30 protein-coding genes and 1 pseudogene are annotated in these 23,581 nt (G+C 61.3%); 5 read left to right on the top strand and 26 right to left on the bottom strand.

All coding sequences use genetic code 11. From position 1 onward, the window contains the following. The first annotated feature begins 369 nt into the window (after positions 1 to 369). The 4 genes from LB565_RS19335 to LB565_RS19320 all read left to right on the top strand — a co-directional run bounded on the left by LB565_RS19335 (position 370) and on the right by LB565_RS19320 (position 3,498). Positions 370 to 1,536 carry a DNA polymerase III subunit beta gene (locus LB565_RS19335; protein ID WP_224586751.1) on the top strand — a complete coding sequence of 389 codons (1,167 nt, stop codon included), beginning with the start codon at positions 370 to 372 and terminating at the stop codon, positions 1,534 to 1,536. A gap of 326 nt (positions 1,537 to 1,862) precedes the next feature. After that, the gene (locus LB565_RS19330) at positions 1,863 to 3,020 is read left to right on the top strand and encodes a site-specific integrase (protein ID WP_224586750.1); all 1,158 of its coding nucleotides are present in this window, start codon (positions 1,863 to 1,865) and stop codon (positions 3,018 to 3,020) included. Between the two features lie 31 nt (positions 3,021 to 3,051). After that, complete coding sequence (locus LB565_RS19325) at positions 3,052 to 3,303, top strand: hypothetical protein (RefSeq protein WP_224586748.1); 252 nt, start codon at positions 3,052 to 3,054, stop codon at positions 3,301 to 3,303. A 9-nt stretch (positions 3,304 to 3,312) separates the two neighbouring features. Further along, positions 3,313 to 3,498: a hypothetical protein gene (locus tag LB565_RS19320; protein ID WP_224586746.1), complete on the top strand. Its 186-nt coding sequence runs from the start codon at positions 3,313 to 3,315 to the stop codon at positions 3,496 to 3,498. 6 nt (positions 3,499 to 3,504) lie between these two features. Here LB565_RS19320 and LB565_RS19315 read toward each other — a convergent pair whose 3' ends face one another. The 14 genes from LB565_RS19315 to LB565_RS19250 all read right to left on the bottom strand — a co-directional run bounded on the left by LB565_RS19315 (position 3,505) and on the right by LB565_RS19250 (position 12,296). Beyond that, positions 3,505 to 3,855 carry a DUF1515 family protein gene (locus tag LB565_RS19315; RefSeq protein WP_224586744.1) on the bottom strand — a complete coding sequence of 117 codons (351 nt, stop codon included), beginning with the start codon at positions 3,853 to 3,855 and terminating at the stop codon, positions 3,505 to 3,507. Positions 3,856 to 3,859: 4 nt separating this feature from the next. Then, a complete protein-coding gene (locus LB565_RS19310; RefSeq protein WP_224586742.1) occupies positions 3,860 to 4,054 on the bottom strand; it encodes a hypothetical protein in 195 nt (64 codons plus the stop codon). Positions 4,055 to 4,061: 7 nt separating this feature from the next. Next, positions 4,062 to 4,430: a hypothetical protein gene (locus tag LB565_RS19305; protein WP_224586740.1), complete on the bottom strand. Its 369-nt coding sequence runs from the start codon at positions 4,428 to 4,430 to the stop codon at positions 4,062 to 4,064. A 106-nt stretch (positions 4,431 to 4,536) separates the two neighbouring features. Then, complete coding sequence (locus LB565_RS19300; protein WP_224586738.1) at positions 4,537 to 5,091, bottom strand: glycoside hydrolase family protein; 555 nt, start codon at positions 5,089 to 5,091, stop codon at positions 4,537 to 4,539. Beyond that, complete coding sequence (locus LB565_RS19295) at positions 5,049 to 5,405, bottom strand: hypothetical protein (protein WP_224586735.1); 357 nt, start codon at positions 5,403 to 5,405, stop codon at positions 5,049 to 5,051. The genes LB565_RS19300 and LB565_RS19295 overlap by 43 nt, the downstream gene beginning before the upstream one ends. Further along, positions 5,402 to 6,682 (bottom strand): contractile injection system protein, VgrG/Pvc8 family, encoded by a 1,281-nt coding sequence (locus LB565_RS19290; RefSeq protein ID WP_224586733.1) that lies wholly within the window; start codon positions 6,680 to 6,682, stop codon positions 5,402 to 5,404. Before LB565_RS19290 ends, LB565_RS19295 begins: the two co-directional genes overlap by 4 nt. Before the next feature lie 2 nt (positions 6,683 to 6,684). Further along, entirely contained in the window at positions 6,685 to 6,897 is a 213-nt protein-coding gene (locus tag LB565_RS19285) for a tail protein X (protein ID WP_127255545.1), read from the bottom strand. Between the two features lie 65 nt (positions 6,898 to 6,962). Next, positions 6,963 to 7,361, bottom strand: a complete 399-nt coding sequence (locus LB565_RS19280; RefSeq protein ID WP_224586731.1) for a phage tail protein — start codon at positions 7,359 to 7,361, stop codon at positions 6,963 to 6,965. A gap of 4 nt (positions 7,362 to 7,365) precedes the next feature. Next, on the bottom strand, positions 7,366 to 9,249 hold the full coding sequence (locus tag LB565_RS19275) for a phage tail tape measure protein (RefSeq protein WP_224586729.1): 1,884 nt from the start codon (positions 9,247 to 9,249) through the stop codon (positions 7,366 to 7,368). Further along, complete coding sequence (locus LB565_RS19270; RefSeq protein WP_127255541.1) at positions 9,250 to 9,369, bottom strand: GpE family phage tail protein; 120 nt, start codon at positions 9,367 to 9,369, stop codon at positions 9,250 to 9,252. Between the two features lie 23 nt (positions 9,370 to 9,392). After that, positions 9,393 to 9,668 (bottom strand): phage tail assembly protein, encoded by a 276-nt coding sequence (locus tag LB565_RS19265; protein ID WP_224586727.1) that lies wholly within the window; start codon positions 9,666 to 9,668, stop codon positions 9,393 to 9,395. Between the two features lie 13 nt (positions 9,669 to 9,681). Continuing rightward, positions 9,682 to 10,194 carry a phage major tail tube protein gene (locus LB565_RS19260; protein WP_224586726.1) on the bottom strand — a complete coding sequence of 171 codons (513 nt, stop codon included), beginning with the start codon at positions 10,192 to 10,194 and terminating at the stop codon, positions 9,682 to 9,684. After that, entirely contained in the window at positions 10,191 to 11,588 is a 1,398-nt protein-coding gene (locus LB565_RS19255; RefSeq protein WP_224586725.1) for a phage tail sheath subtilisin-like domain-containing protein, read from the bottom strand. Before LB565_RS19255 ends, LB565_RS19260 begins: the two co-directional genes overlap by 4 nt. 90 nt (positions 11,589 to 11,678) lie before the next feature. Beyond that, positions 11,679 to 12,296 (bottom strand): DUF4376 domain-containing protein, encoded by a 618-nt coding sequence (locus tag LB565_RS19250; RefSeq protein WP_224586719.1) that lies wholly within the window; start codon positions 12,294 to 12,296, stop codon positions 11,679 to 11,681. A gap of 35 nt (positions 12,297 to 12,331) precedes the next feature. On the opposite strand from LB565_RS19250, the gene LB565_RS19245 reads away from it, so the two are divergent. Then, positions 12,332 to 12,697: a hypothetical protein gene (locus LB565_RS19245; protein ID WP_224586718.1), complete on the top strand. Its 366-nt coding sequence runs from the start codon at positions 12,332 to 12,334 to the stop codon at positions 12,695 to 12,697. Here LB565_RS19245 and LB565_RS19240 read toward each other — a convergent pair. From LB565_RS19240 to LB565_RS19185, 12 genes and pseudogenes are all read right to left on the bottom strand, one after another. Then, entirely contained in the window at positions 12,672 to 13,562 is an 891-nt protein-coding gene (locus LB565_RS19240) for a LamG domain-containing protein (RefSeq protein WP_224586717.1), read from the bottom strand. The two genes, LB565_RS19245 and LB565_RS19240, sit on opposite strands and share 26 nt — an antisense overlap. A 3-nt stretch (positions 13,563 to 13,565) precedes the next feature. Further along, entirely contained in the window at positions 13,566 to 14,453 is an 888-nt protein-coding gene (locus tag LB565_RS19235; RefSeq protein ID WP_224586716.1) for a hypothetical protein, read from the bottom strand. A gap of 9 nt (positions 14,454 to 14,462) precedes the next feature. After that, positions 14,463 to 17,699, bottom strand: coding sequence for a DUF4815 domain-containing protein (locus LB565_RS19230; RefSeq protein WP_224586715.1), 3,237 nt, complete (start codon positions 17,697 to 17,699; stop codon positions 14,463 to 14,465). Positions 17,700 to 17,701: 2 nt separating this feature from the next. Next, complete coding sequence (locus LB565_RS19225) at positions 17,702 to 18,793, bottom strand: phage tail protein (RefSeq protein WP_224586714.1); 1,092 nt, start codon at positions 18,791 to 18,793, stop codon at positions 17,702 to 17,704. Further along, positions 18,790 to 19,638: a baseplate J/gp47 family protein gene (locus tag LB565_RS19220; protein ID WP_224586712.1), complete on the bottom strand. Its 849-nt coding sequence runs from the start codon at positions 19,636 to 19,638 to the stop codon at positions 18,790 to 18,792. The genes LB565_RS19225 and LB565_RS19220 overlap by 4 nt, the downstream gene beginning before the upstream one ends. After that, positions 19,635 to 19,964, bottom strand: coding sequence for a GPW/gp25 family protein (locus LB565_RS19215; RefSeq protein WP_224586710.1), 330 nt, complete (start codon positions 19,962 to 19,964; stop codon positions 19,635 to 19,637). The genes LB565_RS19220 and LB565_RS19215 overlap by 4 nt, the downstream gene beginning before the upstream one ends. A gap of 20 nt (positions 19,965 to 19,984) precedes the next feature. Next, on the bottom strand, positions 19,985 to 20,554 hold the full coding sequence (locus LB565_RS19210) for a phage baseplate assembly protein V (RefSeq protein ID WP_224586707.1): 570 nt from the start codon (positions 20,552 to 20,554) through the stop codon (positions 19,985 to 19,987). After that, the gene (locus LB565_RS19205; protein ID WP_224586705.1) at positions 20,547 to 21,113 is read right to left on the bottom strand and encodes a hypothetical protein; all 567 of its coding nucleotides are present in this window, start codon (positions 21,111 to 21,113) and stop codon (positions 20,547 to 20,549) included. The genes LB565_RS19210 and LB565_RS19205 overlap by 8 nt, the downstream gene beginning before the upstream one ends. 3 nt (positions 21,114 to 21,116) lie before the next feature. After that, positions 21,117 to 21,446, bottom strand: a complete 330-nt coding sequence (locus tag LB565_RS19200; RefSeq protein ID WP_224586703.1) for a hypothetical protein — start codon at positions 21,444 to 21,446, stop codon at positions 21,117 to 21,119. A gap of 17 nt (positions 21,447 to 21,463) precedes the next feature. Beyond that, positions 21,464 to 22,546 carry a major capsid protein gene (locus LB565_RS19195; protein ID WP_224586701.1) on the bottom strand — a complete coding sequence of 361 codons (1,083 nt, stop codon included), beginning with the start codon at positions 22,544 to 22,546 and terminating at the stop codon, positions 21,464 to 21,466. 33 nt (positions 22,547 to 22,579) lie between these two features. Continuing rightward, positions 22,580 to 23,224: a head decoration protein gene (locus LB565_RS19190; RefSeq protein WP_224586700.1), complete on the bottom strand. Its 645-nt coding sequence runs from the start codon at positions 23,222 to 23,224 to the stop codon at positions 22,580 to 22,582. Between the two features lie 24 nt (positions 23,225 to 23,248). Further along, a pseudogene (locus LB565_RS19185) lies at positions 23,249 to 23,581 on the bottom strand (hypothetical protein); the annotation flags it as partial.

The following is a 23,581-nucleotide window of genomic DNA, read 5'->3' as shown; positions in this document are numbered from 1 at the left end:
TTCCGTTAGGGCAGATTCCCCCGCCGGTGATCTTTTGTCATCTGTCCCATTTCCAATGGTTCACGGGCAGACCGCTCACCGCCCGGCCTCCGGTAACTATTTGGTTCTCGTGGAGAAATTTTGGTGCCGCTTGCGTGACTCGAACACGCGACCCCATCATTACGAAACAGCTTTCCGGCTTTTACAAGGGTTATCAGCACCGCGCAAACCGTATCATTTCCCCGGTTTGCCTTTTGCATCTGATAGCACCAATTCCCGCCCGTTCGCATAAATCTGATGGCAATGTGTTGGCAGACGTTGACAATTTGCAAACGCAAGCCTATTCGTGGTGCATATCAACCGTTTGCATATCAACAATGAGGTCTAGCCATGCTTGATACCATCCGCAAGCCGCCGAGTGCCGAGGAAGGGCTTTCCGTTGACGTTGACGCCGCCGCATTTCGACACGCCCTGGCGGCCCTTCTGCCGTACTGCGAGCCGCGCAATACTATCCCGATTCTCGGGTGTGTTACCCTGTCCATGGACGCGGACGCGGAACGCCTCGGCGTCTCGCTGTTCGACATCGACCTAGCGATTGAAACCAGCGTGCCGGCCGCCGGGATGGGCGAGGCCTTCGCGGTGCCGCTGCGCACCCTGGCGGGCTTCATGAAGGGCGCGGACGGCGCCACGGTACAAATCCGCAAGGCGCCCGCCGAGGCCCGCGTGTCGTTCGCCTGTGGCGATTTCACCGCCGCCGTTATCCCGATGCCTGCCGAGGATGCACCGCGCCTAAATGGGCCGAACTTCTCCGACGTTGGCTTCCGCCGCGTCCCGCTCGCCGAGGGCGTCATGTCGTGGCTTCTCGGCCTCACCATGCCGTTTATATCGACTGAGGAAACCCGCTACTACCTCAACGGCGTCGCCTTTGAATTCAGCTTTAACGATGACGGCATGGTGAGGGCTATTGCCACGGACGGCCACCGCCTCGGCTCTCGCCAGGCCAAGACGGTCGCCAACATCGTGAGCCGTCCGACTGTCATCATCCCGCGAGCCGCTATCAAGGCTGTCGCCCACCTCGCCGCCGGCAAAGAGGTCGTTCTTTCCGTTGATGACATCAGGGCGGAATTCGCCTTCGGCGACTTCACCATCCGCACGAAGGTTATCGACGGCACCTTCCCGGATTGGCGCCGGGTTGTGCCGCGAGGTCCGTTCAAGCACTTCGAACTTGACGCCGGCAAGATCCTGAAACTGCACCGGGCGACGTCCGGTATGCGCGGCGAGCGAAACAACGCTGTGAAGGTCCAGCCATGCGAAGGCGGCATTTCAGCCACCGCAACGAACCCGGACTATGGCACCGTTTCCGCCGTGTTCCATGGCGAGGCGCCCGAGGGTGTTGAGGCCTTCGGGTTGAACGGCCGATATTTCGCGGACATGGCAAAGGCCTTCGGAACGAAGCGAATCGAAATCGGCTTCACCGGGGCAGGCGACCCGCTGTTGATCAAGGGGCCGGACGGTCAGGCCGGCGAGTTCGCCGTGCTCATGCCGATGCGCGTCTAGCATGCGTGCGCCTGTAAAAATGTGCCCGCGCTGCTACCGCATGGTGCACCGGGCTCGATCCCGGTGTGACGGCTGCGGCGCCGGGCTTACAGCCAAGGGGCGCGCGGCGGCGGTCGCCGAGCGCCAGGCCGTCTTGCAGGCCGATTGTGACGCCTTCAACCGGCGGCACTCGGTCGGTGACACAATCCGCGTGTGGACGGGTCCGCGCGAGGGTGAGCCCATTGAGCGCGTCACCAAGGGGCCGGCCTACATTCTCGGCGGCCACACCGCTGTCGTTTACGTCTCGGGCGGCGGCGGCTGCATTGCCCTTAGTCATGTTGAGAGTCATGAGCAAATCTGATCGCCCCGAAGCTACTGGCGCCGCCGGCACCTCTTGGAATGATCCGAAGGTGCCAGGGCTTCGCCTTCGCTATTTATCGACCAAGGCCGTGTTTTATCTGTCCTACCGAAACAAGGTAGGGAAGCAACGAGCCTACAAGATCGGCGATTTCCGATACGTCACCCTCACGGAAGCTCGGACCCAAGCGAAAGACGTTCTGGCCCGCGTCGCCAGGGGCGAAGACCCCGCCGGGGAGAAGGCCGAGCTTGAGGCGCGGCCTACGATGGTCGAGCTTCGCGACAAGCATCTGGAATATTCCGAGGACCGCAACAAGCCAGGCTATCGGAAAGACAATGAGGGTTTTTGGAACAACCATATTCTGCCGCACTTCGGCCCCGGCAAGGCCGTGGCGGACGTAACGGAGGCCGAGGTCGAGGCATTGCATTTCAAGATGCGGAAGACGCCGAGCGCAGCGAACCGCGTCGCCGCCCTGCTTTCAAAGGCCTTCAACCTTTCCGAAAAATGGGGCTGGCGCCCGCGCAAATCTAACCCGGTCCATGTCGAGCGGTACAAAGAGCACAAGCGTAAGCGCGTGCCCCAGGCCGACGAGGCCTTCCGGTTGCTGCAAGCGATCAATGCGCTATGGGAACCGAATCCCTTTTTCGCGGGCTTGGTCGAGCTTCTGTGTTTCACCGGCGCTCGCCGAAACGAAATCCAGACCGCTAAACGCGAGTGGGTGAAGCCGGACGGCCTGCACCTGCCGGACTCCAAGACAGGCGAAAAGATTGTGCCGCTGTCCGCCCTGGCGCGCGAGGTCATCGCGAAGATCCCCGAGGTGAAGGGCAACCCGTACCTCATACCGGGACGCCACGGACACGGGCATCTAGTTAATGTCACCAAGCCGTGGAAAGCCCTTATGAAGGCCGCCGGCATCACGGAAAAGCTAGTGCCGCACGACCTACGCCGGTTCTTCGCCTCGGCCGGCCTGTCCGCCGGATTGGAGCTTTCGCAGGTCGGCAATCTGCTAGGCCACATGGATAGCCAGACGACTAAGCGCTACGCCTACCTTCTCACCGGCGCGGCTCAACAGATGGCGGACACGGCGGCGGAATCGGTCAAAACGATCATGACCGGCGGCGGCAAGGTTGCGGTATTGCGGCGTTGAACCGAAAATATGCAAAATGTATAGTGAGCGAATGAGCACCGCCGCCGACGACAAACGCGAATTTGAACTGCTTTTCCAGCAATCCGGGCTGGAACAGAAACAGCTTGCCGGGCTTCTCGGAAAGACCTCCGTACAGGTCAACCGCTGGCTTACGGACCGCGTGGACAGCGGCGCCCCGCCCTTCTACGCGATCAATTTTTTGAGGGCCTATCTGATGCTTCCGGCCTCGGCTCGCGCCCATCTGCCGGCGCGGGTCATTGCATACCCGAAGAAAGCGGCTTAGAGGTCAACCATGAGCGGAAAAGCCTTCATCAAGATCGGCGGCAAATGGCGTGAATTAGACATTAGCCAGGCTGAGGCTCACGCCCTTTTCGGCAGTTTGGAACGCAACAAATCGTTCGCGTTGAAAATGGCCTTTCTGGCGCTGATAATTGGTCCTGGGCTGATAGGTCTAAAGCTATTAGCCCCGTATCTGTAAGGCCGCCTAAGCCGAGCGCAAAACGCGCAAGATAGATTCCCACCAATAGATAACGAAGCCCACAGCGGCGCCGCCGAGGGCTGTTCCGGCGATGCCGGAAACGAACAGTGCGCCGATGCCGCGTTGCTTCCATTGCTTCACTTCGTCCGTGATCGCCTTGGAGTCCTTAACGTCCGCCTTCATGATGGCTACCTCGGCGCGAAGGTCGCCGACCTCGCCCACCATTTCGTCAAGGCGCCGATGCACGGTTGCACGGTGCGCGGTGGCTTGATCGTCCGCCTGCGCTATCGCCTTCTCGATGCCCTCAAGCTTGCCTAGCAATATGCCAAGCGTCCGCTCTACCCCGTCCTGAGACATCGCCCTACGGCTCCCCGTTCCATTTGCGCGTACCGTCCACCTGGGCGGTGCACACCTTGAGCGCGGACTCGTTGACGTCGCCGCGCGCGACAAAGTCTTCGGTCTTCACCGGCCCGCCGGCCTTGCGCCAGGCGGGCGGAACCGGGGCGATCAACTCCGCCGGCACCCTTTCTTTGACAGTCACGTATTTGACGATCACTTCCGGCTTAGTGGTCGTACAGCCGGCGCAAATCGTCAGGAACAGGAGTGTCGAGGTAAGAGCGAACGGTTTCATTGTTGCCTTTCAGATCGGCCCGCGCCGTGGTTTTTTCGGTCAAGGCGGAATTTGCAGCGGCTAGCTTCTGCATCAGTTCCGCAGAGATCTTGTCGTTGAGCGCGTCTTGCTTCTGCATGCGGTCTATGGTGTCCGCGCTCACCTTGTTTGCCTCGACCGCCTTGTCGAGATTGGCTTGCACCCGCGCGGTTTCCGCCTTCGCCGCGATGGCGTCGCCTCGATACCAAGCAGCGGCGCCGAAGAGCGCCAGGAAGGCGAGCAGCACCAAGACATCAACGGCGAGTTTGATCTTTGCCATCATGACAGCCACCAAATCAGGAAGCCCGCGATTACCGCGAGCGATGCTGCACCCACCATGCGAAGCACCATGTCGATTGCCGGGATAAAAACGGCCTTGAGGTTTTCCATTAGTTTGGCCTCACCGGCAGGCCGGTTGCCGGCATGGACTCGCAAAGCTCGGCCTCGCCGATGCGGGTTGCATCCCCGTTCTTGCGGCGATTGTCCAAGCCCTGCACGAACTGGCCGCCCGACTTGTTGAAGGCGGTTTGCGCCTCGCAAGCGGCATAGAAGTTGCGGGCTCGGGCGAACCCGGCGGCGCTGGACCCGCAAAGGCCGGTCCGCTTCTCGGTCGAGCCGACGCCGAAGTTATAAGCGCCGGAAATCATGGACGCCTGAAGCGAAATCGGCAGGGTATCGAAGCCGGCGATGCAGCGGGTGAGCGGCTTGTAATAGTCATTGACGACGCGCACGATCAGGATTCGGTAGCAGTCTTCCTTTGTGAAGCGCATGCCGGCGGTGACGGGCTTGCCGTTGATGAGCGTGTCGCCGTGGCAAATGTCATAGCGCTTCGAAAAGCGGTCCCAATGCGCGGACAGCACAAGGCCTTCCCAAGGGATGATGTTCGCGTCGACCGCGAGCCTTACCGCCGCCGGGATCGGCTCTTCGCCTGGCGCCGAAACCATGTACCGACCGCCGACCAGAGACGCCACAGCCATGACGGTCGCGATTGCTTTGTACGCGCGTGCGCTCGCCCTGCTTGCCATTGCTTTCGTGCTCCTGAAATCTTCTGTTGAGGGATCAGCCGAGCGATGCCGGCGGCGACCGAAAGCGCGCCGGTGATCGCTGCGAACGCGGGCGTCGAAATCGGCACGTAGCCGTAGAGGAACGGCCAGGCCTGTTCGGCGCCGTACAGAAGCACGGACGCCACGGCGAAGCCGTTGAGCCGGATAGCCCAAGAATGCCGGGCGACCTTGCGCCAGTTATCGACCAGCCTCATTGCGCCGCCCCGTCGCTCGGGACATCGATAATGAAGCCGTCGGTCGGCGCCGTGGGCTCAACCGGCTCGGCCGGCGCGTCCGGGTCGATCTTGTCGTCGTCCGTGGGCTTGGTTTTCTTGACGCCGGCCGGAACGTCTTTCTGCTTTTCGGCGAATAGCTCGGCCTCAATCGCGGTCGTGTAGCCCTCGCTCGGGCCGTACCGGTGCGTCGCCGTCTTGATCCGCCATTCCGCCGGGATGTACGGCCGGAAGCTGGACAGGATAAGCTTTGCCTCGGCCTGCACGGTCGGGTCGCCGCCGATGTCACAAGAGAACGAAGCTTTGCCGCGAGCGCTCTTGTTCTTGTAGGCGTCCGCCGCCGCTTGGGCCTCGGCTTCGTTATGATAGCTATAGCGGAGGTCGTGGTAAGGTTCTTGCCCCGACGTGGCTTCCTTCGTCTCGCCGGTGCGAATGTCCGTCCAGTAGGCCCGGACGCCTCCCTTATCGCCCTCGCCGTTGTCTTCGTCTTCCGGCAGGTCGATGATGGACTCGCCTTCGGTTTGCCCGCTGGCGGTGTCCCCGGCGTCCCCTGCAGCCGCTTGCGCCGAGGAACCGCCGCCGCCTTCGTCAAGCCCGCCGGCCTCGCCCGCTTCGTCTCGGGCCGAATACTTGAACGACCATTTGATGCAATCCGCTTCGGTAAGCGTGACCTGGGGAAGCGATTCCCCGGTGACGCTCTTCCCGGTGCCGCGCTTCGCCACCGCGAGCTTACCGGCCACGGGCCGGGCGACGCCGTCATGCATGCCCGCGAGCCGCGTCGCAAAGGCCATGTCCGACTCGTTGCGCTGATCGATATGGCGCATGACGATGCCGGACAGCGCCGGATCAATCTTGGCCTCATAGCCATTCCGGCCGGCGATTTCTTGCATGATCGCCCCGACCGTCTTCTGATGATAGCTTTCGGTTTTCGGGGTGCGGAACGACTTCGGCATCTTCGCCGAGCGGCCGGTTACGCGAAGTGTCCGGGGCGGCGACGAGACTTCCAAATCGTCAATGAGGTACGGCCCGAATAACGTCGCCTGGCCCTCGCGGTAGCCGAGGGTTACGGTGATGGTGGACCCGATGAGCGGGAGCGCGGCAACGGCGCCGTCGCTCCACCTGGCGCGGTCGTCAAGCTCGATAGTCACGCGGTCCGATTTGTCTTCGGCTTCGTCATGACACTCGACCGAGAGAAGCCGGTCGGCGAGGCCGCCGGTGATGTCCGCGCCATCGGAAGAGAAGGAAGCAAACGGGGTCATAGCTAACCCCAAATCCGAATTATCGGGGTAGCTTGCGGGCGCGGAAGATCCGGCAGATTGACAAGAGTTCCGGCCGGCAGCACCGGCCCGAGCTTCGCCAAGCCTTGGTTCGCGTCATAGACCCGTTCGACGGCAAGCGGCTGCTGGCCCTTCTCATAGAAGCGCCAGCAAATTTCATCGACCATGTCGCCGTCGCTGGCGCGGTAAATGTTCATCTGCCACCTGTTTGCAATTCGCAAACACAATAGCCGAACCTACCGCGTCGCCGTACCCACGATACTTAGAAAATGCCCCCATCGGCACCGTAGCTCTTAAGATCAAGGTTGAATTCTTGCTTTCGAGGGGCGCCGTTGTCCCAAAAGATGGTTTGCGTTTCGGACACGTTTTCGATGTAGAACAGTCCGAATATTCGGCCTAGACCGGAAACCAGCATTTGCGGCGCGCCCGTCTTCGCGATGGCACGCATCGCCTCGACCTGGCCCCATCCGCCCCGGAAGTGCGGGTAAATCGTCCCGCTCAAGGCGAACGTGGTTTGACCTGGCCCGATGAACTGCGCGGCTGGCTCGCGGCCGATACGCTCTTGCGCAACCCATCGGAATTCGTCGCTTCGCTCAAGCGATTGGTAAGCCGCCGTTGAAAGGCTGAAACGGAACGGCCCGAGGCCCATCATTGTAGACATCGCATCAATCCGAAAGGCTCGATTGAATGTTGGCTTGCTGCCGGGCCTGGGCCGCGCCGATGGCGCGCGTAACCATTTGCTGCGCCTCGGCCGGGGTCATGCCCTGCACGTTCACGGTGATGCCGCCCACGTTGAGCGGCGCATTGATCTGTTGCGGCTCATGCACGGTGAGCGGTTCCGCTATCTGTATGCTAGCCGCCTTGACGGTGCCGGCGTCGACTTCGTCAGTCTTCGTTGGCGAGCCCTGCTTGGTCACCTCGCTCAACGGCTTCATGAGGTCGCGGATAGTTGCGGACAGCGAGCCCATATCCGCCGGTTTCTGGCCCGACACGAAGGGCGCCGAGGGCGGCGGGGGAGTTTCTACCTTCGGCGGCACAAGCGCGCCCACAGCGGCCCCTGCGCGAGTGGCCGGCGCGTTCGGCCCTTCGGGAAGCTTGGCCGCGTTTATGTCAATGCCGAGTTTGGTTTTGATGACATCGGGAAGCCAGCCGACTAGGTCGTTGACGGCGCCTTTCAGCCAGGCCACCACGTCCGCCCACTTCGATTTGAGGCCATCCCAAATGGATTGCACCATGGCGACGCCGGCATCGTAGAGCTTGCCCGCGATCCCTTGGATGTACGCCACCGCTGAGGCGAAGAGCCCTTTGACGTAATCCCAAAATTCGCCGAACCACTTCGCGATTTTATCCCAATTCTGGTAGATCAGGTACGCGGCGGCGGCGATGGCGGCGACCGCCGCCAGTATCCAACCCACGGGCGTCGCCATGATCGTGATACCCAGGGTGACGAAAGCCGCCGTGACCGCCGTAAGAGCGGTGATGAGCGGCGCCGCCGTCCAGGCCCCGAGCACTAGCAGCGTGGCGTTCATCGGCCCGCCCACGAAGTCCACAACGGGTTTGATCGCCGCCAGGAAAGACGAGAAACCTTCGGCCATGCCGGCGATATGTTGCCGGATCTCTGATGCGGGATTCATGAGGTCGCGAAGCACATTCGCGAACGCCTTGACCCAATCCGAGATTGATTGCCGGACAAGGCCCGCGTTGGCGTCAAACCATTTCGTGGTCGCCTCGATAACCTCATTGAGGACCGGCAGAAGCTGGACCCCGAGAAAGAGCTTCAGGCCTTCGAAACGGATCAAGAGGGCGTCAAGGTTGTCGCCGAATTCATCGGCGGCGGCGGCGGCCCGCGCACTCATGACGCTACCGGTAAGCCGGGCCTGATGCCTCATTTCGGCCAGGCCTTCCGAACCATCGGAAAGCATTTTGACCATATCGACGCCGGACTTGCCGAACAGCTTAAACGCCAGGGCGTTGCGGCGAAGCGGGTCTTTGATCTTTGCCAGGGCCGTGAAGGTGTCATTAAGAACGGCCTCGGTCGACCGCATCTTGCCCTTGGTATCCTTCAACGGAACGCCGAGGGCGCGGAAGCTCTTCGCCATCTGCTTATTGCCTTTGACGGCTTCCGAGGCGTTGATCCCGAGCTTCTGAATGCCCTTGGTCAGGGTTTCGTTTTCGATGCCGCTCATTTTAGCGGCGAAGCGGTATTCCTGCAGCGCCTCGACCCCGATGCCGAGCTTGAATGAGGCTTCGCCTATCTCGCTGCCGAGGTCCGACGCGCTCTTCGCCAGGGCGAAGGCGCCAGCGACGGCACCCGAGGCGCCGAGGCCGAGAAGGGCCACGAAGGAAGACAATCGAGCGGTTGTGCGGGTCAACCCGTTCCCGAGGCCGATAAGGCTTTTCCCGAGGCGGTTGACGGATGCGCCGATGCGGTCGAAACCCAAGCGCGTGCCGAGCGCGGCGAGGCGCGCTTGTATCCGCTTAATCGGCCCGGTGATGCGGTCGATCAGCGATAGCTTTACGGTGGCTTCCGCCGTGGGCTTCCCGGCCATTTACGTTTTCGCTTTGCCAGCGCGAGCGGCGGCGAGGCCCCGCCACATCACGAGTTCCGAAAGGTCTAGTTCCCAAAGTTCGGACGGCGGCCAGTGAAAGATCACGGCGATATCCGCCATGAGGTTAGAGACGGATTCGAGCGTTAGGCCGCTCGCTTCCGCCTCCCCATAAAACCCTCAATGATCTTGCCGAGCGCGTCGATATCCTCGGCGTCCAGTTCATCGAACGCCTCGGGCGGCCAGCCAGCGAGGCGGCAAATGATGAAAGCCGTTTTGTCCAGGTCCGAGTCCTGGCGGTCCATGTCCCGAATGTCCTTGCCCTTGATCCGGCGTAAGATGGCTTCCGTGACTTCGCGCCCTTCAATGGTGATGGGCTCAACCAGGGGGTGCCGCTTCTGCTTACGAATATCGGTCGTCATGGTTCATGCTTCCTTAGAGGCCGATTGCGGTTCGCTGAGTGGCAAGCTGATCGATGCCGCCAATCTTGCGAACCATGTTGATGATGTCGATTTCCACGTACTCGACATCCAACTGGCGGAAGCGGAAGTAATCGAGTTCGTAGGTAAGCGTCTTGGTGGACTTGCTGCCAGGCTTCCACTCGCTGAATTCGGTTTCGGTCAGCATGCCTCGCATGTTGACGACCACGGCCTCGGCGGCCGAGCCCTGGGCCTGCACGGCGCCGCGCGCGACCAAGGCGATGCCATCCACGCCGATAAGGCTGATGATGGCCGGATCGTAATCGGAAAGGATGATGGACGCGGTGAGCGCTTCCATGCCCAATTCCAATTTCTTCGGGCCATCCATGCCGCCGGCCCTGTGTTCTTCGGTCGTGAGCGCGATCTTGGGAAGCGTGATGCTGTCACACCGGCCGGCGTAGCTGTTACCGTCCGAATACAGATTGAACGCCTTAAGCTGGCGCGGCAGCGCAAAAGTGGGGGTGCTCATTGCACAAGATCCTCAAGGAAGTCGTTGACGATGCGCGACCGGAAAATGACGTGCTCGGCCGGGTACGGCGGCGTGAATTCGATGTTGAACCACACCTTGCCCTCGGAAATAGAAGCCGGGGAATTGAGGTCCGGGTCGGCGTAGCACCGGCCGCCGATAAGCGCGCCCATCGCAACCAGGCTGCGAATGTAGGCGTTCACGGACTCCTCAACGTCATCAATGTACGTCTTGGTGATGTTTCGATCCACGGCCCAAAGGTGAGCGCGAAGAATGGAGTCATTGATGATATCCGCCGTGCGAACCACGGACAGGAACGCGAATTTCGGGTCGCTGGACAGCGTGCGGTTGCCCCAAAGGCGGAAACCGTCTTCGCGGATGATCGTTGCGACGTTGCCTTCGTTGAGAAGGTTTGCGCGGCTATTCGCGTCACCCAGGGCGAAGTCGATTGCCCGGTCGGTGCCCACAATGCCGTTGATGTTCTGGTTTGACGGCGACCACCAGAATCCGCGGTCATTGTCGATCTTGGCGATAAGGCCGGCAACCGCCGAGGAAGCCGGTTCGCTGTTGACGTTGGCGCCGCGCGGAACCTTCACGCCAGGGTCGACCACGTAAACTCGTTTTGAGCCGAAGTCGTCGGCATAGGTGATCGCGGCGGGATCGTTCGTGTTCGGGCCGTCCGCGATGATGACGGCCTTAAGGCGTTCCGCGATGCCGATAAGCTCGGCCACAACAGCGTTCGCGGTGGCGCCGAGAGTGACCGGCGAGGCGGCGCCAGCGAGGCCCGCTGATGCAGCGAACGAGAAGACCGGAGCAACGCTGTAGCGACCGGCCTTGGTGATCGTGATCGTGGTGAGTTGTCCGCCGGCAACGGTAAAGGTGCCCTCGGCGCCCGAGCCGGTTCCGCCGGTGAAGGCAAGGGCAAATGTGCCGTTGGCGCCGCCGTTTCCTGGGGTGATGGCGCCATGGCCGGCGATGCCAACCGGGCGCTCGCCGGTGAAGCCAGGGGCGATCAGAATACGCGGGGTCACGCCAACGGCCGATTGCGCCTCAAGGGCCTTGTAACAGCCCTCAAGCACATTCGCGAGGGTTTCGCCATCGTCCGCGCCTTCCTCGACACGGCAAACCACGATAACCGCCCCGATCTGTTGAAGGATGAGGTCGACCGCGTTCGGCAGGGTGCCGAGGCGGGTCTTAGCGACCGAGGTGTCCAGCTTCGCGGCCTCGGCGCGGCTACCCGCTATCAGCACGGGCGTATTCAGCGGGAACGCCAGGGCGTCCGCGTCCGGGGCGGTGCCGACAACGAAGATGACCGAAGAGCGGACGGTGCGAATGGGGCGGGGGCCGTCATCGATTTCGATAAGCTCGACGCCGTGCAAGAATTGAGTGCCAGCCATAATTGCAATCTCCGAATGTCAACGCTTTCATAGGCCAGCGTTGACGTTTCGCAAACGAAGGATGTTGCGTTTACCGCCGGGGCGACGGCTTCACTGGCCCGGCCACCCGGCCTCGATATCCACCGCGTCCAAGGCCTCGATATCTGGCGCCGCCATGATACTGGCCGACAACGCCCTGGCGCGGCTGAAACAGGCTTGCACATGGCGGCCGACCGCGATGCCGATAGCCTTCATGGTGGCCGCGTCCAGCGTTACCCATACGCCGGGCTGAGCCTCCCAATCGATGCTTTCCAATTCGGGGTCGTTCTGGAAAAGCGATACTGCCCCGGTGATCTTGGCTTGGCTATTCGCGTCGGTCCGAACCGACGCGCCGTTGATGACGACCCCGCCGTTCTCAATCGTCCAACGTTTGTCGGCGAGCGCTGCAAGCTTGTTAGCGCGGACAGCTTCGAAGGGGAGGTCGGAAACAACGTATTTCGCCGTTGCCGTGGTTTCCGTGACGCCCCATTCATCAATCGGTGAAAGTATGCGCGTCTGCTTTTCGGCGTCAAACGGCGGGGGCTCGTCAATGATCTTTCGTCCGAACCCCATGGCGACAAGTTCATCGGCCGTCAATGGCCGCGCGGTTTCTGGCGTATCGCCGGTAAGCCAGCCGGGATTACTCTTGACAGCCCGAGAGCCATCAGGAAGAACGACCAAGAATTGCATAATTTAGTTCTCCTTTACGGGGTGAGGTGTATTAGGTGACGCTATTTAAGATGTTTCGAATATTTACCCGCAAAAGCTCTCAACCCGATCAGCATGGCGGGCCAATTGTGTTCAAGCGCGCGGATCGCGTTAAACGGGTGATCGTAAGGACGGACCCGAAGCGATATGAAACGGTCTATGGAACTGTTATCGACCATGTAGGCCGCACCATCAAAGTAAGGTTCGATGATGGGACCGAATACCATGGTGCAGATTATCCTTTCGAAGCAATTGATCGTAAGATGCACTTCCCTGAACCTATCGCTTATCAAAATCCCGATCCGAACGATTGGGGATGGGCGCGGATAAACGAGTGGTCAACGAAGCCATGGAAGGTTAAACGCCAAAACGGACACGGGTAGCGTTAAACACGGCTGTCAACTCTGCTTGGTTTAGCGCTCGACCTTCCCAAATCATAAAGCCGGCCATCCGTGATCCGTTCGGCAAGGGCACGGTGCCGTTGGCGCGGGAACCAATCTGCATGGTGACCGCCGCATTGGATGCCGAGGGCGAGTTAAGCGTAGCCGTAGCTGTCTCATAGGCGCCGTTGATCGCCAGAATGTTTCCTGTAGCTCCGCCCGAGCTATCGAACGAATTCGCCAAGAAACACCATCCGCCGGTCGGGATACTGGCGGCGGTCGCGTTGTTGATGATTTGCGTGCTATTGTTGTGCACGATGGTCGCGAGTTTGCCGCTACCGTTCATGCCCACGGCAAAGCCTGGCGATACGCTATTGCCGTTCGTCCCGATGAACCCCGCCGAGGTCGAGGCGGCATACCAAATCCATGTGGCCACCGTCCATTGTGCGCCTGCCTTGTGAAAGTTGTTCATCCAGCCTTCGTTCGCTGAATCGTAAGTGAGATAGTCGCCGCCGTCGAAGGAAAGAAATTCGGCGCTTGATCGGGCGTTAGCCGTTCCATTGATGGTCGGGTCGCTGCCCTCGGCGCCTACTGTGACACCCCGGAAAAAGTCGTATCCACCTCCCGACAGATCCAGCCACTTCGTAGACCCGGTCGGCAGAGAGGCGGCGGCGCCTGCATCAAGGCATAGTCTGAGATTGCTGGTGAGGCCGAGTTTATCAAGTTGCTGGTAGAGGTTCAGCAACATGACCTCTTTCCAGACACCGCTAGAACGCGTGTAAACCTGCTTGGCAGGCTTCCACAGACCGGCGTCTTTCACGTAGGGCGTGCTCTCTTTCCAGATGGCGGAATCGTTCACGTAAAGCATCGCTTACACCTGCATATGCACGTCGCCATCGACTCCACCGGCGGGGGCCGAAGTGGAGATCGTAAGCGACCTCGCCGCCATCGTTCCGACCGATGTCTTGAGGGCATAGCGAGGGTCCAAAAGGGCCGTGTAGTTTCCCATGTGAACAAGTTCATAGGCAGCGGCGCCCATGGACCAGCCGCCGACTTTCCACTTGTTGTCGGTGTCGATACCGAAGTTGGCGGCATAGCCACCGTTCCTATTGAATGAAATGAAGGTAGCGCCGGTATTGATAGAATTGATCGTCAGGCCGGCCGTGCCAACAGCGGGACCGCCGTTGACGCCAATGGCCTGACCGTTCGGCGGATTTGACACGAGGCCCGCACTGAATGTTTGTAAGGCGGCCCATGTGTTTGCCGCCGCCTTCAAGAGGGCGATACACCGTTGAGCGAAAGCCGTAGTAGCCAATTGGGTCGTGTTGGTGGCGTCGGCCGCCGTAGGGGCTGTGGGCGCGCCCGTAAGGGCCGGACTTGCCAGCGGCGCTTTGGCCGCCAGTGCGGCGGTCATAGTTGCGGCGAAATTAGCATCGTTGCCCAGCGCCGTCGCTAGTTCCGCCAGAGTGTCGAGCGCGGCGGGTGCCGCCCCCACGAAGTCGGCGAAATTGGCCTTCACCCATTGCGTCGTGGCGATGCGGGTCGAGTTGTCGTTACCGGCCGGCGTCGGTGCCGTGGGCGCCCCGGAAAGGGCGGCATTGAGTAGCGGGGCCTTGAGCACCAAGGCCGAGAGAACGGCGGCGACGTCCACGTCCACGGCCTGTAGCGCGGCTATCAGGCGGGCCACGTCATGTGAAAGGTTGTTGCCACCGCTCGGCAGCGGATAGTTACGATTCGGGGTTGCGGCGTCGATGGTCATTGGTCAACCTCAAATCGAGAATGCGCGAAGGTCGGACACCGCCGGACGAGCCGCCGGGGAACCGGTGAGCGTAAGACGGATACGGCCCTGAATCGCGGTCAGGCCTGTCGTTCGGAAAGTCCGCTCAAAGGTGCCATCCGCCAGCACCGTCGCGGACGCCTGCGGCAACAGTTGCCAATTATCGTCAGCCTTGTCGTAGTGAACGGTAAGGGCCGAGCCTGCCGGCAGCTTGGTTTTCATTACCGCATCGAGGCGGATCAAGTTCCCCATCGTGAACGCGTCGCTGATATAGACGCCGTTGGCCTGCATCGTGCCTTTGATCGCGAGCACGTCGCGCCCCATGATGGGCGAAACCTTATCGGTGCCCGTTAGGATGGCGCGCAAGGCGGCGTTGCCGGTGAAGAACGATTGCCGCTCCCACACCTGGCCGGGCTCGATCCGCACCGGCGTTTCGCCCACGGGCTCGATTTCGAACACGACCCGGGTGTCGCCGGTCGGCAAGAACACCTGTGCTTCCGCGATGAAATCAGACAGCGAAATTGCGGTGACGGTGCCGAGGGCGATAGTCTTGGACACCGGGTCGAACTTCGCCGCGTTGAGGCGGAAAGTCAGGTCTTCGTCTTGGTGCGCCGTCCAGGTCGTCGCATTCGAGGAACTGAAACGAACGCCGATGGTGTAGGGCTGCGCGCCAATCCATTCCTGCCGGGCCGCATCGAAGCCGCCGCGTGCTGCATAGGAAACAGAATGGTTCGGGTCATTCGTCTTGAGCACGAAGGCGGTTTCAACGCCGGCCGGAACGAAGACCGGGGGATCAAAGGTGAACTTGTGCCAGGTTCCGATAATCGCCGAGTGCATATCGGTTTCGGTCTGCGCGATGACATCGGTCGTCGGGTAGCCGTTATCCATGGTCACGATTTCGCAGAGCACGGGCTGCGAGGTGTTGCCGATGGCGCAAAACTTGACCTCGATAGAGGCGATATGCCGGCCCTCGCCGAACATGAAGGATTGCGCCACCGGATCAGTGTTCCCTTGGCCGCCACGGCCACCGGGTCCGTTGCCGCTACCGCCGCCGCCGCCGCCTGTGCTACGCGGTGGCGGATCGCGGAACCGCTGTACGGTCGTTATTTGTTGGCTAGTGTTGATCTCGATACGGCCTTGGCCTGTGAACTCGGCGGCGGCGCTGTCACCGCCAGCGCCCACGGCTGCGACGTGCTTGGTGCCCGAGGGCACATTCGCCGGAATACTGAAGGTGCCCACGACCTTGCCGTTGACATCGGCAGCGATGGGGCCAGCCGGCGTAACGTCGATACCGTCAAAGGTGAGCTTTTGCAGGATTTCGCCCGCGCCGAAGCCGTCGATTTCGAAAGCAACGTTGATCTGCCGAAGGAAGTAGGCGGTGACCTCGCGCGTGGACGTGATGACTTCCACATTGGTGACGCGCGTCCGGTTCCCTTGGCCGAACACCTGAGTGACGGGCGAAAGCGATACGTCTTGGGTTTCGGTCCAGAAATCTTGCGAGGGCGTCAGATACATTTTCGCGGGAAGAGGCGCGAATGACTGATAGGGGTTGATCTTGGTGCAACCCGTCACCGCCTCTTGCAAAATAAGCGGCTCTTCCGTGTAGGTCAGGCATGCCGGCGCCGCCATTGAGAAGGCTTGGAAGCTTGGGATAATCGGGATCTGGAATGAGCCATTGAACACGGCCCCGTTCTGCGCCTCGCCGGCATCGCGGTAGCGGTCGTCGTTGAGCGGGTCCACGAACACGCCCTTTTTCGCCACCGGCTCACGCGCAGAAATATCCATTTGCAGGCGCGCCAGCGCTATCAAGTCGATGGCGTCGACAAGGCGGTCATACATTCGTTGCAGTTGCCAGAACGGAAGCGACCGCGTGCCGTTGTTGATGATGGCAGGCGTTCCGAACCAGTCGTTTTCAACGACGCAAAGCGCCAGCAACGTGGCCGGGGGCGCTGGCGGCTGCGGTTGCTCAACGGCGGGAATGCCCTTGAGGTAAACGATATTCCCGTCCCTATCGAGACAGATGAGGTCGTGACGCGGAAGATTGAAGTTGTAGCTTACAAAGACGTTGCCGCCGGTAACGCCGCCGGAAATGGTGATGCCGGTAGGTGTGACAACTGAGGGCACCACGGCGTCAAGGTATCGATAGGTGATGTCGTAGGAACTGCCTGGCGCCGGCTCCGCGCCGCCTGGCGACCAATCGATACGGTCGCCGTTGCGCGTGTAGCTGGCGGGCGAGGCGTAGGTCGTGGCGCCTTGCTTCACAAGCGAGATCGAGACAACGCCGGTGTGCCCGAGAAGGTCGGTCGTGTTCGCCACCGCGCCGCGAACGATGGTTTCGGTAACTTCCTTCGTCACGATGACCGAAGCGACCGAATTGATCGGCGAGCGATTAAGCGCGATTACGGCGGTGCCGGTGCCGCCGTCATCGAACGTATGCGGCTCCGAGGCGATGTTGAGAATGTCCGGCTCTTCGGGTTGGCCGAAGCGCGTTGCAGTGTTGCGGGTCCGCTTGTACCCCAGGATATTGGCGGTGCCTTCCTCGATTGAGAACCATTGTTTGCCATCGGCGAGACCGAGCGCCGTTACACGGCACCCGCGAGCGATATAGTTTTCGTGGGCGTCATAGTCTTGAGCCGCCATCGCGGCGTTAAAGCCGGACAGGGAAGGCGGGGGCGTTTGGTCGACAACGAACCCGTCGCGGATCTGGTAGACGCGGTACAGGGCGCCAGTCTGGCCGTCGCCATCCCATCCCCACACAAGCGAGAGCTCTTCGCGTGCCGCGCCAGGCTCGCCGTAAGAAACAATCGCTTCCTCATGCAGGCCGAGCAAGGACTCGTCTTCCTCATGCGTCACAACCGTTTGCAAAACGCGAACGCCGACGACGACGTCACCCACAATCGGCAGGCCCGCAAATGTGGCCTCGCCGACCGGCCGGATATCGCCGCGCACGTAGACCTCGCCGGCCGCCAAAGTCGTATCGCCGGTGAACGGGTCCACGATGATTTCGCAACCCTTGCGGCGGTCGCCGTCGCTGGCAATCATGTTGCCGATATTCGTTCGCTTCCTCGCCTCGATTGAGAACGCTTCATTGAACTCGGCGCCCTGCGCAAACTTGCGCTCGCGCATCAACACGCGCTCGCGCGGCGGACTCGCTTGCGAACGGTCATAGATATCGGCCAGGTCGGGACGGCTCGCCTTGTCGAAGATCAGATATTGTTCGTTCGCCATTTTCAGATTTCCAATTCGATGGTGACGTGCTGGCGGACTGTCCGCCGGAAGGTGAAGTCGACCGGGGCGGCGCCGATCTTCATGTCGGCGAGGTCAAAGCCGGCCTCAACTGCGATCTCCCCCGGCTCGAGCCAAAGCTTGCCCGGCTTTGCGGTGTCAGCGTTGTGGGCGCGAAAAATCAGACCCACGGTAGCGCAATGCTCGCCCTCGCTATCGCCGAAGTCGGTTCGCGCCTCGACCTGAAAGAACACCGTTCCGGGTGCCGCGTCATGGTTCGCAGTCACGTTGCGAACGGCGACAGGCCGGCGGTAGCCGATGACGAGGCCGGCGGCGTCATAGAAGGCCACGTAAACGGACAGGCTGGACAGCAGAAACGATTTGAAGGCGCTGGCATCGGTAACGCCGTTCCATGAAATGCCGGGCGCCGTCCACGGGAAGGTGCCCCATCCGAGAACGTCGCCGACCGTCACGTTGACGCCGAGGGCTTCGCGTTCTTCCGGGGTTGCCAAGATGCTGGCGGTGATGTCTTCGCCGTGGCTCCACTTCACGGTTCCACCGTCAAGACGAATGCCGCTGTCGTCGCCCCAAAGGGACTCGCCCCATTTCTGTTCACCCCATTCGAGGGCGCGGACATTGTAGCCGTGCCAGCCACGAATGAACGCCGAGCGGGCGGGGTCCGAAATGCCGACCAGATATTCGGCGTCACGAAGCACGGGCAATTCAGCTTCAGGCACCAAGCCCATGGCGACCTGATAGCGGTTCCACTTCCGGCGTCGCTCGTTTTGATCCTCGATTGCTGGCGAGGTGTAGCCGAGCCAGGACAACGCGGCGAGGACGGCTGCAGGGGTGCCCCGGACACGCTGCCACGGGATGCCGGCGGCGATGATTTGGGCATCGGTTTCGAAATATTCTGAAATCGGGCCAAGACCGTATTCCGCCACAACCCAGGGCGAGAAGGCGGCGGGGATGACGCCGTATTTGAGGCCCGCAATACTATCAATGATCGCGCCGAAATCGGGCGTCCTATCCAACGACATGGATAGAGCGCGCTCAAATGGCGAGGCGTTCTTTGGGAGAAGGTGCAGCGCCGTCACCGCGACCTCCCCGCGAGGTTCACGGTGATGGTTCCAAGCGTGGCCGCTTGGTTGTCATTCTCAATGACTGGAGCCGCCGGGGTGACGACCTCGACTTTGGCGACGCCGGGTATATGGACGCGAGCCGAAATCCAAGACGGATTCAGGTCGAAGCCGATTCCGCCTTCGTCAAAGAACGCTGCCCGAATGAGCGTTTCCATGCTGCCAATGATCGCGGCCGGCGCGTTCGGCAGAAGCCATACATTCAAGACAATGTTCTGCGGCGCCTGGGTGGCCGACACAACCTCGATAACGTCATTGATGGAACGGGCGTCGGGCGCCGTCACCGCTGCCTCTACAGCGGCCAGCATGGCGGCATCAGGCACACCGCCGTTGACAAGAGAAAGCAGCGCGACGCGAAGCTTCGGGCCGCCGTCAACTTGATAGACCGCGACATCTTTTACGCGGACATCAGCGGTACGGGCGAGGAACTTGTAGCGCTCTTCCGGCCCGCCGGTGGACCGGCCTTGAATCGCCAGGATGGTGCGGCTTCGCAGCGCCGCGTCCGTCTCGCCGACCAAGCGAAGGACATCATAGAAAGCGGCGAGGTGATCGAGGTCCGAGCCGGCGGCGAAGAACAGAAGGTTGGCTTTCGCAGCATCGTTGACGCGCTCGCGCAACACAAGGTCTTGATACGACGACGCCTCAATTACTTTGATTGCGGGGTCGCTTTCCAGCAACGCGGAATAGTCGGGGTCAAGCTCAACAAGTTTGTTGATCGTAGCTTGCCGAATCTCTTCGTAGGAGAGGGTCGCAATAACCGCCGGGACGGGGAGTCCTTCAAGCGTATATTGCGCCTCGCTCATTTGATGACAATTCCGCTAAGTGTGATGATCTTTCCGTCCGGCAAATATTCGCCGGTTAGCCCGAATTCTATAACGCCGTCGCCGAGTGGATTAAACGAAGCTTCCCGCAATCGTAGGCGCGGCTCCCATCGGGTGATTGCCTCGGCGAGGGCCATATAGAGGTCGACCGCGAAATCCGAATTGACGGGGTTGTCTACAAGGTTCGGAAGATCCGAACCGTAGTCGCGGCGCATCACCCGCGTGCCTATGCGGGTCGAAAGAATGTCCGTGATAGATTGCTTGAGGTGCGCAAGGCCTTCAAGCGGCTTGCCGGTGAGGGCGTCCATTCCAAGCATAGCGGTTCCCCTTACGCCACCGGGCCGGTGTTCGCGCCGCCGGGCTCAACGCCGGTGTGTTCGTGCAGATACGAAATATCCTTGCCGTTGTGGGTGAGCGTGGCGGACTCTATGTCGATGGCCCCAGGTGCCTTAATTTTGATAGCGCCGCCGCTGGCGTGTATCGAGGCCCCGCCGCCGATGTTGAGGGCGTAGCTGCCGCCCTCGGCGACGTCCATCTTATAGGCCTTGGCTTCATGGTCATACTCAACCACCGTGCCGTCCGGGTATATCGTCCGGTGAATGTTGCCCTTGTCCGCCGCTTGCTTCGCCTGGGTGGCGATAGAGCCCACAATGATGCCTTGAGAGGGGTCGCCAGAGGGCGAGACGATTACCACCTGTTCGCCCACGTCGAGGCTGTCATAGGTCCGCGTTTCGCCAGCCCGAGCGCTGGTAAATGGTAGCCAGTCGCTTTCGAATTTGCCCGCCTTCACGCGGTAACGGGCTTTCGCGTGGTCGACCTGCGAAACCTTGCCCACAAGGACCGAATTCGAAACCCGTCGCTCAAGATCCGTGATGTCCTTTTCGCGACGCTCAAGCATCGGGCATCACTCCCGTTACATCGGTGTAATCGGGCTCATGGCCGGGGCCGGTATCGGGATCATAGCCGAGCATGACGGTCGTCGGCCGGCGGCCCTCGACCTCTATCAGTTGCGTATAATAGACGACATCGAAGGTAAGGACGGCGGTCCACAACGCGACCTCGGCAGTCTCGGCGAAGGCGATAACGGTCGAGTTGATCGTGCACCACTCAACCAGATTGCCAAGCGTGGGGTTTGCGTGAAGCCAGTTTTCAACCTCAAGCGCGCAATCGTCTACGGCCTCGGCGCCGTCATCACCGACCGCGTAGCACTCAACCATGAGCTTGAGAAAGCGCCGCCTCACCCCGCCATCGTGGCGATAGTCCGGGTCGATGACATCGTCGCCGCTATAGACCACAACCACGGGCATGATGCGCGCGTCGGCGGGAAAGTCTCGGCTGTTGTAGACGCGGGCCTTTGCCGCCGTAGGGAACACCGGCGGCGTGCTGGCGTCCGACGTCGCGAGCAAGTTGACGGCGGCGGCGCGGATGAGCTTTCGCGGATGCGGTGCCGAGGCCATCGCCTATTTCTTTCGCAGATGCAGCTTTGTGTTCTTGGACGAGTCCGCAAAGGTGTCGATGACGCGGAAAGAGCCCTGGCCCGCTATCGTCACTTCGTCATCCGGCAAAGGATCAAAGCCGAGGTCCGCGTTGCGAACGTCCAGCACCGGAATTCGGGACGTGGTGGACACCTTGCCGCCGGCATGAAGCTCGGCGTGTTCCCAATCGAAGATTGCGATCAGGTCGGACTTGATTTCGCCAGTCTCGGCGCGCCTGTAGATGACGGCCACGGCCTCGCCGAACGTATCCCGAACTATGCCGGTCATATCGTCTAGGAGGCCGTGCCAATCCATGGGAGTAAGCCGCCGGATTAACCGGCGGCGGTCGCCTTGGCGGTGAGCAGCATTTCCGGCCGCGTGCAGATGTACAGCGGATAGGAATAGACCTCGGGGCGAACCCAGAAGTTGCGCTTCTCGTCGCGGATTATCATCGCGTAGAGCGGCCGGCCGATGGTGTTGACCATGTCGAACGCTTCACCTGGCGCAAATGCCTTCTGGAAGACATCGGGCGCGTTGAGGGGGAAGAACTTGCACTTGGTCGACTTGATGCCAAGGCCGGCCTTGGTGCCAGGCGCTGCGTCGTCGCTGAAATCGTCCGTGCCGCGATAGTTGATGAACAGGATGCCGCCGTAATCGAAGACGGCGTAAGAGCCCGCGTTGAACACGCTCTGAGTGGCAGCGCCGAAGGCGCGGGCAAGCGTCTGCGCCTGAGAGGTGTTCAAGTAGATCTCACGAACGCTCTTATGCCCGGTGAGCTTGTCGAAGAACGCGTCGCCGGCCAGGCCGACCACTCGGGTGCCGATTGTCCAGGCGCCGCGCGCCGCCTTCATCATGATACGGATGACGCCCCGGCACTTCTGTTCGATGTCCGTGCCGGCAGTGTCCAGCGCGAAGTCGATTTCCTCGGGCTCGTCAATGCCCCATTCATCGAACCAATCCACGATCACGCTGCCGTCAGCGTCCAGAACCTTGCCCTGCAGCGCGCCAAGCTGCATGTTTTCCCAGGTCAGTTCGACGTCGCCGATAAGACGCTGTTCGAACCGCCCAACATAGGAAATCATGGTTTCGAGGTCCGACTCGGTGCCGAACGCGCGGACGTTGGAAATCTCCGATGCGCGGATGGTGTGGCCCTTGGCGATACGGCTGGTATCGTACTTGCGGATCGAGCGGCCGTCGCGCTTGCCCTCTTCCAGCGGCGCGCCGCGTTCCGAGGTCTGAATGATGTTCAGCACGTTGCCGGCGCGGCGCTCGACCGAGACGTGTTCCGTCGCAATCGGAACGTCCGTGAACAGGTTCATGGACCCGATCAGGTTCGGCTTGAATTCGTAGTCTTCAAGCGCCACGGTCATAGAGACGGCGGAAAACGCGTCGTCGTTGAAGATATCCATATGCATAGGTGCGGTTCCTCGTTTTCCCCGTCGCCGTGCTTAGCGAACGGTGATTCCTTTTGCTTCGAGCGCGGCGATTGCGGCGGCCTTGGCCGGCGCCGAAATGCCGACCGGCCAGACCAGTTCGAAGTCGGCAACCTCGGACTCGCGGACGGTAAGAACCGCCTTCTGATCGGCCGTGGTGGCGTCGACATCGCCGAAGAGAATGGCGGCGGCATCCTGCGAACCGTCACCGGCGGCGGGGTCCAGCTTCTTGTATTTCTTGGTGCCGGCGCCGACCGTGATGGTGAAGCCGTCACCCGCAACCATCGGCGTCGCGCCGACCGTGATGGTGAAGCCAAGGTCGTCGGCATAGGCGGCGCCGGTCTGGCCGGACTTGACCTTGAAGCCGTCAGGGTCCGTCACGTCGAACTTGGTGGCAGCGGTGAAATCCACCTTGTAAACGCCAGGCTTCGCGCCCTCGGCGGTCGTGACCGCCGAAATGGTAGCGTTACCGGTGTTGCCGCCATTGGCAGCGGCTACGGCGGCGCCGACCACGACCTGGCCGAGCACGGTTCCGTTGAGATACTTGACGCCGCTGGCGAGCACGCCGACCGCACGCGAGCGCATGCCGCCGGTTTCGCCAGCGGATTCGCTGATGATATGAGCGCCGGCCCGGCGGGTATCGTAGAGAACGGTAGACATTGCGGAAATCTCCTGTTGCCGCGCTTAGTGGCGCTTGAGTGCCTTTTTCCACGCGGAAGACTTGCCGGCCGCGTCGAGCGCCTTGCTCGTTTCGGCCTTCGCCTTCGGGGTCGCGATTGCCGAGACGTTTTCGCCGTCGCCGGCCGCCGCCGCGTCCAGAACCTTGGAGCGGGCATCGGCCACGCTCATTTTCGTTTTGATGGCTTCCGCCACGTTGAAGGTGACGCCGAGGCGGTCGGCCTGGGCAGCGATGGCGGCGAGGCCTTCGCAACGCGCCGTCTCGGCGCTGAGAAGCTTTTCCACTTCCTGGGCGGCGGCCGAGGGGTCCGCTGCAGGGGCAGGCGTCGGGGCCGGGGC

The organism is Mesorhizobium sp. CA14 (genome assembly GCF_020165195.1).
Classification (GTDB): Bacteria; Pseudomonadota; Alphaproteobacteria; order Rhizobiales; family Rhizobiaceae; genus Mesorhizobium.
Note: the sequence above shows the minus strand (reverse complement) of the source record. Positions and strands in the feature narration are given on the sequence as shown.